Origin of the sequence: Streptomyces sp. NPDC021012, from assembly GCF_044333355.1 — a bacterium.
Taxonomy (GTDB): Bacteria; Actinomycetota; Actinomycetes; order Streptomycetales; family Streptomycetaceae; genus Streptomyces.
In genome coordinates, this window is record NZ_JBIRQU010000025.1 from 50,172 (window position 1) to 64,050 (window position 13,879).

General features: G+C 71.3%; 9 protein-coding genes. 5 read left to right on the forward strand and 4 right to left on the reverse strand.

The genetic code is table 11. From position 1 onward, the window contains the following. Positions 1 to 216: 216 nt before the first annotated feature. Positions 217 to 6,345: a DNRLRE domain-containing protein gene (locus ACH4TP_RS39500; protein ID WP_398440634.1), complete on the forward strand. Its 6,129-nt coding sequence runs from the start codon at positions 217 to 219 to the stop codon at positions 6,343 to 6,345. A 4-nt stretch (positions 6,346 to 6,349) separates the two neighbouring features. Further along, positions 6,350 to 6,829: a hypothetical protein gene (locus tag ACH4TP_RS39505; RefSeq protein ID WP_398440626.1), complete on the forward strand. Its 480-nt coding sequence runs from the start codon at positions 6,350 to 6,352 to the stop codon at positions 6,827 to 6,829. A 166-nt stretch (positions 6,830 to 6,995) separates the two neighbouring features. On the opposite strand, the gene ACH4TP_RS39510 is transcribed toward ACH4TP_RS39505, so the two are convergent. Together ACH4TP_RS39510 and ACH4TP_RS39515 are read right to left on the reverse strand one after the other, a co-directional pair. Continuing rightward, positions 6,996 to 7,256 carry a hypothetical protein gene (locus ACH4TP_RS39510; RefSeq protein ID WP_398440627.1) on the reverse strand — a complete coding sequence of 87 codons (261 nt, stop codon included), beginning with the start codon at positions 7,254 to 7,256 and terminating at the stop codon, positions 6,996 to 6,998. Positions 7,257 to 7,601: 345 nt separating this feature from the next. Continuing rightward, on the reverse strand, positions 7,602 to 9,080 hold the full coding sequence (locus ACH4TP_RS39515) for an MFS transporter (RefSeq protein ID WP_398440628.1): 1,479 nt from the start codon (positions 9,078 to 9,080) through the stop codon (positions 7,602 to 7,604). 150 nt (positions 9,081 to 9,230) lie between these two features. On the opposite strand from ACH4TP_RS39515, the gene ACH4TP_RS39520 reads away from it, so the two are divergent. The 3 genes from ACH4TP_RS39520 to ACH4TP_RS39530 all read left to right on the forward strand — a co-directional run bounded on the left by ACH4TP_RS39520 (position 9,231) and on the right by ACH4TP_RS39530 (position 12,685). Next, the gene (locus ACH4TP_RS39520; RefSeq protein ID WP_398440629.1) at positions 9,231 to 9,797 is read left to right on the forward strand and encodes a TetR/AcrR family transcriptional regulator; all 567 of its coding nucleotides are present in this window, start codon (positions 9,231 to 9,233) and stop codon (positions 9,795 to 9,797) included. A gap of 108 nt (positions 9,798 to 9,905) precedes the next feature. Beyond that, positions 9,906 to 10,553 carry a hypothetical protein gene (locus ACH4TP_RS39525; protein ID WP_398440630.1) on the forward strand — a complete coding sequence of 216 codons (648 nt, stop codon included), beginning with the start codon at positions 9,906 to 9,908 and terminating at the stop codon, positions 10,551 to 10,553. Continuing rightward, positions 10,550 to 12,685: a M48 family metalloprotease gene (locus ACH4TP_RS39530; RefSeq protein ID WP_398440631.1), complete on the forward strand. Its 2,136-nt coding sequence runs from the start codon at positions 10,550 to 10,552 to the stop codon at positions 12,683 to 12,685. The genes ACH4TP_RS39525 and ACH4TP_RS39530 overlap by 4 nt, the downstream gene beginning before the upstream one ends. A gap of 21 nt (positions 12,686 to 12,706) precedes the next feature. Here ACH4TP_RS39530 and ACH4TP_RS39535 read toward each other — a convergent pair whose 3' ends face one another. Both ACH4TP_RS39535 and ACH4TP_RS39540 read right to left on the reverse strand, forming a co-directional pair. Continuing rightward, the gene (locus ACH4TP_RS39535) at positions 12,707 to 13,138 is read right to left on the reverse strand and encodes a hypothetical protein (RefSeq protein ID WP_389234719.1); all 432 of its coding nucleotides are present in this window, start codon (positions 13,136 to 13,138) and stop codon (positions 12,707 to 12,709) included. 36 nt (positions 13,139 to 13,174) lie between these two features. Beyond that, complete coding sequence (locus ACH4TP_RS39540; RefSeq protein ID WP_389234722.1) at positions 13,175 to 13,624, reverse strand: hypothetical protein; 450 nt, start codon at positions 13,622 to 13,624, stop codon at positions 13,175 to 13,177. Positions 13,625 to 13,879: the final 255 nt, after the last annotated feature.

Here is a 13,879-nt window from a genome sequence, read left to right on the forward strand (position 1 = left end):
CTTGGGTCAGTTTTGGATGATTCATGACTCGTTATCTTCGCTTTGCACCGTACGTACGCGGTGTGAAAGTTCGTAAGAGACCGAGGAGATATGACGGTTCACATACCCGCGCCCGAGGAGCGCGGCCGGCCCTGGACCGGGGGAAGCCTGCGCTGCATCGCGGGCAGTGTCGCCCTGGCCCTGTCCGTCACGCTGCTCGACGGCGCAAGCTCTGCCATGGCGGCGGAGAACGAGGTCTCGGCGGCGCCCGCCGAGGTGGAGAAGCCGGCGGCCACCCAGGCCGCTGACATCCCGTCGGCACGGGTGGCGGCGCGGCTGTCGGGCCAGCGGGTCGAGGCGCTGTCGGAGCGTACGGAGACGTCGACGACGTGGGTGAACAAGGACGGTTCGCTCACGTCCGAGATCGCCGGCGGCCCGATCCGCTTCCGCGACCCCGCGACCGGCGAGTGGCGCGACGTCGACGTCGAACTGGCCGCCCGGCCCGACGGCTCCGTCGAGTCCAAGGCCCACCCCCGGGGCCTGAGGCTGGCGGGCAGGTCCGGCGCGAAGGCTCCTTCGCTGAAGGCGGCCCAGGCCGCCCCGGCCACCGACCTGGTGACCCTCGGCGAGGGCGACCAGCAGATCACCCTGCAGTGGCGCGGCGGCCTGCCCAGGCCCGAGATCGACGGCACCCGCGCGACCTACGTGAACGCCGTCCCCGGCGCGGACGTGGTCGTCGAGGCCACGCGTACCGGCTTCGAGCAGTTCGTCGAGGTGAAGACCAGGCCCGCGGCGGGCTTCTCGTACACCCTCCCGCTGAAGACCAAGGGCCTGAAGGTCGCTCAGCAGGCCGACGGCAGCGTCCTCTTCACCGACGAGAAGTCGAAGAAGACCGCCACGATGCCGGCCCCGGTCATGTGGGACGCGACCGTGGACAAGGTCTCCGGCGAGCACACGCGCCGGGCCCGGGTCGCCATGAAGGTCGTCAGGACCGAAGACGGCGTCGACCTGGTCATCACCCCGGACGCGGAGTTCCTCGCCGATCCGCAGACCACGTACCCGGTGACGGTCGACCCCTCGACCTCGACCCTGAGCAGCGTCTTCGACACCTACGTCCAGCAGGGCGAGACCGTCGACTGGTCCAACGACGTCGAGCTCGACTTCGGCAACCCCGGCACGAAGAACGCCGACGGCACCTACCGCCTCGCGCAGTCGTACATCACCTGGAACACCGCGCCGGTCTCCGACGCCCTGATCTCGAGCGCCACGCTCAGCCTGTGGAACTTCCACTCCGGCAACACCGACTGCACCGCCCAGCCCTGGGAGGTGTGGACGGCCAACAACGCCTCCACCGCCTCCCGCTGGACGAACCGGCCGGCCATGGTGACCAAGATGGCCACCTCCACCCAGACCAAGGGGAACACGGCCTGCGCCGCCGACGGCTGGATCACCGCCGACGTCAAGGACCTCGTCCAGCACTGGTCCAACAACAAGTGGGGCCACGCGGGCATGGGCCTGCGGGCCACCGACGAGAACGACACCAAGGAGTGGAAGCGGGTCAACTCGGCCGACGCCGCATCCAACCCGCCCAAGCTGACGGTGACCTACAACTACCGTCCCCGCACGGGCACCAAGCAGGAGGCGGGCGCCCCGTTCTTCTCCTACGGCGGCTCCTACGTCGTCAACACGGTCACGCCGACGCTGCGCGACACGTTCGTCGACGCGAACGGCGACAAGGTCCAGGGCGCGTTCCAGATCTTCGACAACGCCACCGGCGCGCAGGTCGGCGAGGTACTGCGGTCGGCGTTCGTGCCCTCCGGGCAGCCGGCCCCGGTGACGGTCCCGGCGGGCGTGCTGGCCAACGGCAAGACGTACCGCTTCCGCACCTCGCCCTACGACGGCACCCACTACAACCTGGGATGGTCCGCGGAGAAGACGTTCACGGTCGACACCTCCGCCCCCTCCGCCCCCACCGGGATCATGTCGACGGACTACCCGGCGAACGCGTGGGTCAAGGGCGCGGGCCAGGCGGGCACCTTCACCGTGACCCCGCCCGCCGCCGACCACAACTGGCTCGAATGGTCCCTCGACGGAGTGACCTGGACCAAGGTGTCCACCGGCGGCGCCGCCGGAGCCAAGGCCCTCTCCGTCACCCCGCCCAAGGACGGCACCCACGTCCTCCAGGTCCGCTCGGTGGACAAGGCGGACAACAAGTCCGAGGCGATCGAGTACACCTTCCACGCCGGTCCGGGCGGCTTCGTCCAGCCCGCCGCGGGCGAGCGCACGGCGCGCCGTCTGGCGCTGGTCGCCGAGGCCGACGGCACCACGTACGACAGCGTCTCGTTCTCCTGGCGGCGCTCCGCGGCCGACCCGTGGGTACGGATCCCGGCCGGCGACGTCACCGCCGGCGGCACCGCGCTGACCGCCTGGCCCGTCCCCATGACTGGCGGCCGGAACGCCCCGCTGGTGTGGAACGCCACCGACACGGTCGACCCGGACGGCACGGTCCAGATCAAGGCCGACCTCACCGGTCCGAACCTCGCCGCCGGCGCCACCCAGCCCCTGACCGTCATCGTCGACCGCAACGCCCAGGGCGCCGCGTCCGACGAGGTCGGACCCGGCTCGGTCAACCTGCTCACCGGTGACTACACCCTGTCGGCCACGGAAGCCTCCGCGTTCGACCTCTCCGTCTCCCGCACGGCGTCCTCCCGCACCCCCGACAAGGGGGCCAAGCAGGAGGGCCAGGCCGCGATCTTCGGCAAGGAGTGGGTCTCCGGCACGGTCGCCGAGCTGACCGAGTCCGACTACTCCCACCTCCGCAGGACCTCCGACACCGCCGTCGCGGTCGTCGACTCCGAAGGCGAGGAGACGCACTTCACCGCGAACGCGGCGAAGACCGGCTGGATCGCCGAGCCGGGCGCGGAGGGCCTGACGCTGACAGGTAGTGTCACCGGGGCCTTCACCCTGACGGACACCGAGGGCACCGTCACGCAGTTCACCAAGCCCGACGCGGCGGCCACCACCTGGCAGGTCTCCTCGTCGCTGCAGGACGGGGTCGGCGGCTCCACGACCACCGTGGTCTCCGAGACGGTGACCGCGGGCACCGCGAAGCTGGCCCGCCCCAAGCGGATCATCGCCCCCACCTCGGCGGTGTCGGCCGCCACGTGCACCGCCACGCCGTCCACCAAGGGCTGCCGCGCCCTGGAGTTCGTCTACGGGGCCTCCACCACCGCCACCGCCTCCGCCTCCGGCGACTTCGCCGGCCAGGTGAAGGAGATCCGTCTCTGGTCCACCGAGCCCGGCGCCGCGGCGGCGACGGCCAAGCCGATCCAGTCGTACCTGTACGACGAGGCGGGCCGCCTCAGCGAGACGTGGAACCCGCAGCTCGGATACGCCACCGCCACGCGCTACGGCTACGACTCCGCCGGCCGGGTCACCGGCCTGACCCCCGCGGGCGAACTGCCCTGGTCCTTCACGTACGGCCAGGCCGGCGACGCCGCCACCGCCGGCCCGGGCATGCTCCTCAAGGCCTCCCGCTCCGGCCTGCAGCAGGGCACCAAGGACGTCGAACAGGGCACCGCCGCCACCAGCGTCGTCTACGACGTACCGCTGACGGGCACCACCGCCCCGTACCGAATGGGCGCCGCGGACGTGAAGGCCTGGGGGCAGCTCGACGCCCCCACCGACGCGGCCGCCGTCTTCCCGGCCGACTCCGCACCCGCCTCCCACACGGGAGCGGGCCTGACCGCCGCTTCCTACGCGCGCGCCAACATCACGTACATGGGAGTCTCGGGGCGCTCCGTCAACACGGCCACCCCCGGCGGGCACGTCTCCACCACGGAGTACGACCGCTTCGGCAACACCGTCCGAGAGCTCTCGGCCGCCAACCGGGCCGTCGCCGTCGGCACCACCGCCGCCGACCAGGCCGTCCGGGCCGACCTCGGCATCGGCAAGCTGACCGGTGCGGAACGCGCCGAACTCCTGTCGACCAAGTCCGTCCACGACGAAAGCGGCGTCCGCGAGCTGGAGAAGTTCGGCCCGCTCCGCCGGATCGAGCTGACCGCCGACCTGAAGTCGGGCACCACCACACTGGTCGCGGCGGGCACGTCCGTCACCGCACGGTCCTGGACGGTCAACGAGTACGACGCGGGCCGGCCCACCGACGGCACCGCCAAGGTCAAGGACCAGGTCACCCGCATCACCAACGGCGCCCAGGTCCGCGAACACCCCGGCGTCCACGGCGAGACCCGCGTCACCCAGTCCACGTTCGACTGGGCCAAGGGCCTGCCGGTCAGCACGATCGTCGACCCCGGCGGACTGGCGCTGACCACCACCAAGCAGTACGACACGCAGGGCCGTGAGACCGCGCTGATCCTCCCCGGGGGAACCGCGACCTCCGCGAACACGCTCGTCACCACCTACTGGTCCGCCACCGGCACCGGCACCTGCCAGGGCCGCCCCGAATGGGCCGACCTGGTCTGCTCCACCGCACCGGGCGGCGCGATCACGGGCGGCGGAGGCAACCCGGCACAGCTGCCGACCACCACCACCGAATACAACGGGTGGGGCGCCCCGGCGAAAGTCACCGAGACCGCCAACGGCGTCACCCGCACCACCACGACCACCCACGACAACGCCGGCCGTCCCACCAAGGTCGCCGTCACCGGCGGCACCGGACAGGCCGTGCCCGAGGTGACGACCGAGTACGACCCGGTGACCGGGCGCGTGGTCAGGACGGTCTCCCCGACGGGCGGAACCCTCACCAGGGCGTACGACAAGCTCGGCCGCCAGACGTCCTACACGGACGCCGACGGCGGCGTCACCACCACCGACTACGACCTGCTGGACCGGCAGGTGAAGGTCACCGACAACGCGCCGTCGACCACCACCTACACCTATGACCACGCGGCCGAGCCGCGCGGCCTGGCCACGAAGACCACCGACTCCGTCGCCGGCGTCTTCCAGACCACCTACGACGCCGACGGTTCCGTCGCCACGGAGAAGCTCCCCGGCGGCTACACCCTCACCCTGAGCGAGGACCCCACCGGTGCCCCGCTGAAGCGCAGCTACACCCGCGACAGCGACGGTACGTCCGTCTACTCCGACACCGTCACCGAGTCCGTGCACGGACAGGTCACCAGCCACGCCGGATGGTCCGGCCAGGAGTACGACTACGACGCCGCCGGCCGCCTGACCACCGTCGAGGACACCGCCGACACGGTCTGCACCAAGCGCGCGTACACCTTCGACGCGCGCGCCAACCGCAAGACGCTCACCTCCGCGGCCGGCGGCCCCGGAGCGGACTGCCCCACCACCGGAGGCGCCACCACCAGCCACACCTACGACAGCGCGGACCGCATCGTCGACGCCGGGTACGCCTACGACGCGTTCGGCCGCACCACCTCGGTGCCGGGCGACGGAACGATCGGCTACTACGCCAACGACCTGGCCCACCAGCAGACCGCGAACGGCACGCGGCAGACCTGGCAGCTCGACGCCGCCCTGCGCTTCCGCTCCTTCAGGACCGAGACCGGCAGCGGCAGCACCTGGACCCGGACCGGCTCCAAGACCAACCACTACGACGGCGACGGCGACGCCCCCCGCTGGATCGTGGAGGACACCGCCACCGGCGACCTGACCCGCATGGTCGAATCCACCACCGGCGACCTCGCCGCCACCACGGGCAAGACCGGCGACACCGTCCTCCAGCTCACCACCATCCACGGCGACGTGGCCCTCCAACTGCCGCTGGACACGTCCAGCGCCCCCGTGGCGCTCGACAGCGACGAGTACGGCAACCCCCGGGCGGGCCGGACCGCCGCCCGGTACAACTGGCTCGGCGCCAAGCAGCGCTCCACCGAGACCGTCACCGGCCTCACCCTGATGGGCGTACGCCTGTACAACCCGGCCACGGGCCGCTTCCTCCAGACGGACCCGGTGCGCGGGGGATCGGCCAACGCCTACGAGTACGGGTTCGCCGACCCGGTCAACAAGTACGACACCGACGGCCGCTGGGTCCCGCTGGTCCTCGGCGTGGCACGACTGGGCATGGCCTGCTTCCGCTACTGCGGCAAGATCTACCGCGGCGCCAAGATGGCGTACCGGGGCTGGCGGGTACGGCGTAAGATCCACAAGTACACATACACCCGCACCTCGTGGGGACACCGGTACAGCAGGCCCTACATGCACTCCGCCCACCACCTGCGCAACGTCACCAGGGGCCGCGCGATGCGCGACCCGCGAGGCGCCCGCAACGCCATCGCCTGGAACACGCGGGGCTCCTTCAACGGCCGTCGCGGATCCTACGAACTGGTCGTCAACTACAAGACCCGAAAAATCCTGCACTTCCAGTTCAGGGGCTGGTGAACCAGTGATCTTCCACTTCGACCGACAGCAGGACCCCACACCGGGCAAGCTCCTCTACATCGAGGACGAACTCTCCCTCTTCTACGAGGAGGCCACCCCGCTCGCACACCTCCAGGGCGGCGGCCAGGACCGCACCGAGATCTCGGTCGGCCCGGTGGACCTCACCGTCCACCTCCCCACGGGAAAGCTCCTGTTCGCCTCGGGCTACGCCCCCCGCGAAGCCTGGCGCTCCGGCACCGTAACCCCCCCGCCCCATCCCAGGGGCGCCGTCACGGTCACCGGACTCGACACCCTCCCCGGCATCGCCGTCCGCGTGAACACCGGAAACTACGCCCTCACGCTCGACGCCCGCACCGGCTGGCTACAGGTGACAGCCGGCGTCCCCACCCACCAGGCCCTCGCATTCGCAGAGGGAACCGTGATCGGAGTGGACACCGACGGCGGCCTCAGCGGCCTCTGGCTCAAGCCTGAGTTCACCCGCTGAAACGATGACCCGCTGACGAGCACGCAGAACGGCCCCGCCGGAGACCCGGCGGGGCCGTTTCGTCGGCCGGGCCCTGTGTCGTCGGGACGGTCCCGTGTCGTTCGGGCGGATCCGAGTGCCGCGCGCGCGACCGCTGCTGATGGCATGTGAAGGGGGAGGGGGCCGGTCAGGCAGTGCTACCCGACGGAGCGATGCGGGTGAGCGCGCCGGTCTCCAGTGCGGTCCACAGGGCGCCGTCCGGGCCGGGGGTGATGACGGTCGGCCCGCAGGCGGGGTCGAGCCGGTGGCTCGTCGGCTTCTCGCCGGGGACGATCCGGCCGATCCGGCCGCTGTGGACGAGGGTGAACCGCAGCGCGCCGTCCGGGCCCGTGGTGAGGGCGTAGGGTCCGGCCGCGCTGTCGGTCACCGTGTGCTCTTCGACGGACATCCAGCTCACAAGAGCCTCCCCAGGCCGTGCTCGGTGGCGACGCGTGCGATGTCGGCCGGGGTTCCGGCCATGAGGGTGCGGGCGTGTTCGGCGGGCCAGTCCCACCAGGCGGCGCGCCGCAGCCGCTCGACTGCGGGGTGACGGGGTGACGGGGTGACGGGGTGGCGGGATGATGCCGAAGTCGCGCACGGTCCGGGCCCGGGCGCCAACCGGGGCAGGGCCCTGATGCGGTCGACGCGGTGGGACCTCAGGCGTTCTCGGGGTCGGACCGAGACCGGCGACGTCCGCGCCGACCTGTTCTTGTTCGGCCGTGAGCAGTTCGTCCGGATGAGGCCGGTGTCGCCGTCAACGGCTGTTCGCGGATGCCTCGTTCGCCTCGTTCGAGGTGGTGACCGCGCCTGGGGCGGGGGAACGTCGCGGTGTCGCGGAGTCTTCCGAGGGCTTGGACCTCGCCAGCCACAGGCCGGTGAACACGGCCGTGGCCAAGGTGATGGCGCCGGCCGCGGTGAAGGCGCTGTCGAGGCCGGTCTCGAAGGAGGCGCCGCCGGATTGCCGGGTGCGGACGACGGCTCCGAGCACCGCCACGCCGAGCACCGCACCGATCTGCCGGGTGGTGCTGCTGATGCCTGATGCGAGTCCGCCCTCCTGCGGGCCGACCGCCTGGATGGCGGCTCCCGTCAGCGGGGACATGGTCAGGGCGAAGCCGATGCCGACGACTCCCAGCCGCCACCACACGTTCCCGTAGCCGGTGTCGGCGTGCACCATGCCGAGCGCAAGCAGTCCCAGGCCGGCCAGTGCCAGGCCGGTGGTGACCACGATGCGGAAGCCGTACCGGGCGGCGAGCCGGCCCGCGTACGGGCTGACGATCACCATGGCGAGGGTGGTGGGGAGGGTCTGCAGGCCGGCGCGCAGGATCGAGCTGCCCTGGACGTACACGAAGAACTGGGAGAAGAAGAACGACGAGCCCATGAGCGCGAACCCCACCACGACCATCGCGGTGTTGGACACGGTGAACAGACGCTGCCGGAACAGCCGCAGCGGCAGCATCGGTGCGGAGCGACGCGCTTCGACGGCGACGAAGACGGCGAGGAGGACCGCCGCGGCGGCGAAGCTTCCCAGGATCACCGGCGACGTCCAGCCGCGGGCGCCCCCCTCGATCAGCCCGTAGGTCAGCGCCCCCACTCCCAGAACGGACAGCACCGTCCCCGGGACGTCGATCGCGGAGGCGCTCGGATTGCGGGCCTCTTCGAGGCTGCGCAGACCGAGCACCAGAAGGACCACGCCGATGGGCAGATTGACCAGGAAGATGGCGGGCCAGCCGAAGGCGTCCGTCAGCACGCCGCCGGCCACAGGGCCCGCGGCCAGGCCGATTCCGCTGAGTCCGGCCCACAGCCCGATCGCCTTGATCCGTTCTTGCGGTACGGGATGGGCGGCGGCGAGCAGGGCCAGCGAGGCAGGGCTCAGCGCCGCGGCCCCGATGCCCTGCAGCACCCGGCCGGCGACCAGCCAGCCGAGCGAGGGCGCGAGGCTGCACAGCACCGACGCGGCGGTGAACACCGCGACGCCGGTCAGGTACACCCGCTTGCGGCCGAACCGGTCGGCGAAGATGCCGCCGGACAGCAGCAGCATGGCGACCAGCAGCACGTACGCGTCGACGATCCATTGCAGACCGGTCAACTCGGTGTGCAGCCGGTGCTGCATATCGGGCAGCGCCGCTCCGACGATCGTGTTGTCGAGCAGGACCATGAACTGGCCCAGGCAGGTCACCGTGAGCAGCACGGCCCGGTTCGATCGACCGCCTAAGGCCGTATGTGAAGCAGTCATGTGGATTCCTCCATCGTCGGTCGCGCCCGGCCACGGCCGACGCGGGTGGTGATGCACCTGAGCGCTCTAAAGCAGTCGACGACTGCGTTTGGAGACTGTAGGGAGGGTCGCCCCGTAAACGCAAGTCATAACTGCGTTAAGGTGGAGGGCATGAACGAGCGACAGCAAGCCCGACGGCCCGGCGGGCGCAGCGCCCGCGTCGGCGCGCAGGTGCACCAGGCCGTCACCGAGCTGATCAGTGAACGCGGCTACGGCAGCTTCACCGTCGGCGAGGTCGCCGCCCGCGCAGGCGTGGCCGACAGCAGCATCTACCGCCGGTGGGGCAACCTGGAAACCCTCCTCACCGACGTGACGCTCACCCGCCTCAACGCACAGTCGCCGATGCCCGACACCGGAAGCCTGGCCGGCGACCTGCGCACCTACGCGGCCCAAGTGGCCCGCGAAATCACCGGACCCGACGGTCTGGCGGTGGTCCGCCTGGCCGTCGCCCTGTCGAGCAACGGTCAGCAGGGCCTGCAGGCCGGCGACGAGCTCCGCGCCGAACGCACCCGGCAACTGCAGTCCATGCTCGATCGCGCCCACGAACGCGGCGAGCGCGCACTCGACGCGCTCGACGTGCTGGACCACATCCTGGCCCCGATGTACATCCGCGTCCTGTTCGGCATGGTCCCGCTCACCCCGGACTACATCGACGGGCTGGTCGACCGATTGCTGTGACCCCGGCCGGCTCGGAGAGCCCTGAATCGCTCTCGTGTCTCCTCCAACTGCACTGGCATCATGGTGAGTTGGCGAAAGTGTCGGATGGTGGGGGAGGCGTCTGATCACATGCGCGGATACGAGTACGGGGGCGGGGACAGGGACGGGGGACGCTACGACATCGGGACGGCGACCCGGCTGGCGCGCCGCGCGGTGGACGCGGCGGCACCGCACGAACTGCCCCAGTTCCGGATGACGGCCGAGGCCTTCCACGCGTCGCCCGCGAAGGACCGGCTGTGGCCGGCCCACCGCGACGAGCCGCTGGGGATAGGTCTCGACGTGGTCGCCGCGCTCATCAGTACGGCCGCGCTCTCCGCCGCGGTCCAGGTCCTCGACCACATCGCGCAGCAGTCCACCGCGGACGCGGTGGACACCACCCGGAACCGGCTGCTGCCGAGGCTGTTCCGCCGCCGTCGCCTGCGACGCGCCCTCGTACCGACCGAGGGCGCGACCGAGGAACCGACTGAGGAACCGGCCGCCACGCCCGCGGAGGCGGAGCGGCTGACCGCCGAACAGCTGACCCTGCTGCGTGAGGTGGCGCTGCGGGCGGCACTCCGGTGGCGGGTGCCCGAGGAGCAGGCGTGGGCGATCGCGGACGGGATCGTCGCGGAACTCGCCACGCTGTCCCGGGAGAGGCCGGACGCCGGCGACCGGGGCGGGGAGGAGCAGGGCGGGGAAGGGGCTCGCGGGGAAGGACCGGCCGGGGGCGGTCGATGAAGCGGTGGGCCGCGGCACCGGCGGCGCGCGGCCGACCGGGACCGTTCACGCTGCCCTCCGGCACCTCCGTACGCTTCGCGCTGCTCATCGCCGCGATGGCCGCCGTGTCGGCCCTGCTGGTGAACGGCACCTCATCGGTCCTGCTGTCCGCGGTGCGCTGGGAGGAGGTGCTGGAGTACGGCGACTGCTACGCCCGGGCGACGGAGGAGGCGGCCCGCCAACGAGGCTCCGCCACGGACATCCGCATCCCGACCGAGCTCGACATGGGCGACTGCCGGGACCCGCGCGCCGACGCGAGCCGACTGGTCACCGCCGGTGTCTCGGCCGGTCTGCTGCTGACCCTCCTCGGTGCCTACGTCGGCCTGCCCCGGCACCGTGCCCGGCGGCGCGGCTACCGCCCGCTCACCGGCATGCCCGAACTGTCCGCGTATCTGGCCGGCCTGCTCGGCGCGTCGGGCATACGCGCACGGGTCGTCTTCCTCGCCGAACCGCTGAACCCGGCCGTCCACGCTCTGGCCTTCGGGCACCTCGGACGCCGCAGAGTGGCCCTGAGCGGCGGGCTGCTCACCCTGTACTCGCTCGACCGGGAATCGTTCCGGAGCATCGTCCTCCACGAACTGGCGCACATCCGGAACCGAGACCTGGACATCGCCTTCCTGACACTGATCCTGTGGCGGGCGAGCATGCCCGTACTGGGGACCCTGACCGCCGTCGGGGCTCCGGCCTCCCTGCTTCTCGGGCCCGCCCTCGCGGGTTCCGTCCTGGCGTTCGCCGTCCAGGTCCTGCTGCTCGCCGTACTGGTGACGCTGCTCAAGAACGCGGTGCTGCGCAGTCGGGAGCTGTACGCCGACGCGCGGGTGGTGGAGTGGGAGGGTTCGGCGGACGGTCTGCGGAGGCTGTTCGGTGCTCTTCCGGCCGAGTCGGACGCCAAGGGCGGCGGGCACGGCCTGCTGAGGGTGCATCCACCGCTCGCCCGGAGGGCGCGGGCGCTGGCCGACCGCGGGGTCCTGTACGAGCCCGGCTTCTGGGACTTGTGGGCGGTCGGCGCGGCGGGCGCCTTCCTCTACGACATGGTGCAGCTGGGGCCGATCGGCGGCGGCAGCCAGGCCGGGCCGGTGACGGAGCTCGTCGCGACGGTCCTGTCCGGGAGCCTGGTGGTGGGCGCGGCGGGGACGGTGCTGTGGCAGGCGGTGGCACACGCCCCGGGCTCCCTCACCCCGGCGCGGCTGCGGCGGGCGGGGCTCGGTCTGGGCCTGGGGCTGGGCGTGTTCCGGCTGTTGTCCCCGTCGGAGGCCTTCAGCCTGGCGAGCGTGGGCGGGCGAGGGGCGTCGCTGGCCGTGCCGTATCTCGTGCTGACGGGGCTGTGCGGTTGGGCGCTCGTACGGTGGCTGGTGCTGGTCGCCGGGGCGTGGGGGCCGGTCCTGGCCCGTAGCCGTCGTCCGCGGTGGGTGTTGTGGACGGTTCTCGTGGTGGGTGTGGTGGGTGTGCTGCCGGTGGCGGCCTTCCTGTTGACGCTCCCGGCGATGACGCTGTACGCGGCGGTGTTCATCGCGCCGTCGCTGCCGGGTGCGGTGGTGTTCGTGGGTGGTGCGGCTGTGCTGGTGTTCACCCGGGTCGTGCCGCTGATGGTGCCGGTGATCCTGACGGCCGTGGTGGTGCCGCTGGTGGGGCAGTACGTGTCGTGGCGTCCCGGTGCCCGGCACACCTTCACCGGCTTCGGTCCGCCGGGACCGCCGCCGGGTCCCCTTGTGCGGTTCGGCGTGCCGACGGCGCTGGCGTCGGCGGTGTCGGCCGTGCTGGTGGTGTGGGTCGGTGTTCCGGCCCCCGAGTGGGCGACGGTGGGGGTGCTGGTCGCGGGTCAGGTGGTGGCGGCGTGGTGGGCGGGTGGCGGTTACGCGCCTCTCCCGCTGGCCCGGGGCGGGCTGGCCGCGTTCGGCTCCGGTCTGCTCGGCATGTGGGCCTGGGGCGTACTGGTGAGGGCCATAGGCTGCCTCGCCCCGGGCCCCTGTGCCCCGCTTCCCGGTGCGGCCCATCTGCACCTGGCTCTCGCGGTGGCCGCCGTGGGCACGTTGCCGGCCTGGGCCGTGCACGCGCTGGTCGTCCGGGCCCACCGGGTCTCGGCGCGGGGCTAGGGTCCGTGCGGGGGCTCTCGGTCAGGGCACGTAGCGGTACCAGGGGGTCCAGGTGGAGCCCTCCTGCTGCGCGTAGATCTGCGTGCCTCCGGCGGTGGCGGCGTAGACCCGGTGGTATCCGGAGGCCCGGATCTGAGTGCCGACCATGGTCCAGGCGACTCCGTTGCTCACCCGGACGGGCCCGTTGCTGCTGCCGGAGATGCGGTAGACGTAGTTGTTCGGCGGGCTGATGAAGAAGACTTCGTCCCTGATGCCGTCACCCGTCCAGTCCGCGTTCAGATATGCCTGGTCACGGCAGACCACGGGGACCACGTGCCCCCATGCCGTGATCTGGCAGGTTCCCGCCGACTCCGAGGGAGCCGGGGCGCGTGTCGCCGCCTGGGACGTGGTCGCGGTCATGAGGGCGGCGCCGAGGACGCCGCACATCATCAGTGCCGGTTTTCGCATACGCATGCGTGCCTCCCGTGGTCGAGCCGTGCGGAACGTTCGTCACGCGCCCCAGAACGGGTTGATGACCCACCTGGTGAACCAGCTCTCCGTCGGGGCCTGGGAGCCGTAGATCTGGACGCGTGCGTATGCCAGGGTTTCGCCGTCCTGGAAGTAGGTGAGGAAGACGTTCCGCCATTCGTAGCAGGCCTTGTCGCCGATCGGTACCCGGAACACCGTGGGCGCGACTCGGATTTTTCCGTTGACGTATCCCTGGAGCACGGCCGACGCCTGGTTCTTGTCCGTCGGCGTTGCGTCGCACAGTTGCAGGGTGATGTCTTCGAGACGATTGGCATTCACCCATTGACCGCTCCAGTCCACCCTGATTCCGTCCCCGTTTCCGGACGGAAACTGCGTCGCGGCCGAGGCGGAACCCGACAGAACCGTGGTCGACGCGCACACGATGCCCGTCATCACGGCGACGCCCTTGAACGCGAACTTGTTCACCTTCATGACACCGGACTCCTTTGCGCAGTTGATGGTGCGGGACCAGTGGCTGAGCGCAGAGCAGGCTAGCAGTCCCACGTTCTCCCGGGCAGGGAAAAGCACCCGCTCGCCATTCCCGGGAGCCGGGCTGTATGCGTACGGAGCGCTATCCGGTTGTGGTGTGTGTGGGGTTTATCGGGCGATGAGGAGGGTGGCGGGGGTGTTGGTGGGGTGGGTGGTGATGGTGGTGTAGCCGGCGTGGGTGAGCCAGGTGGTGTAGTC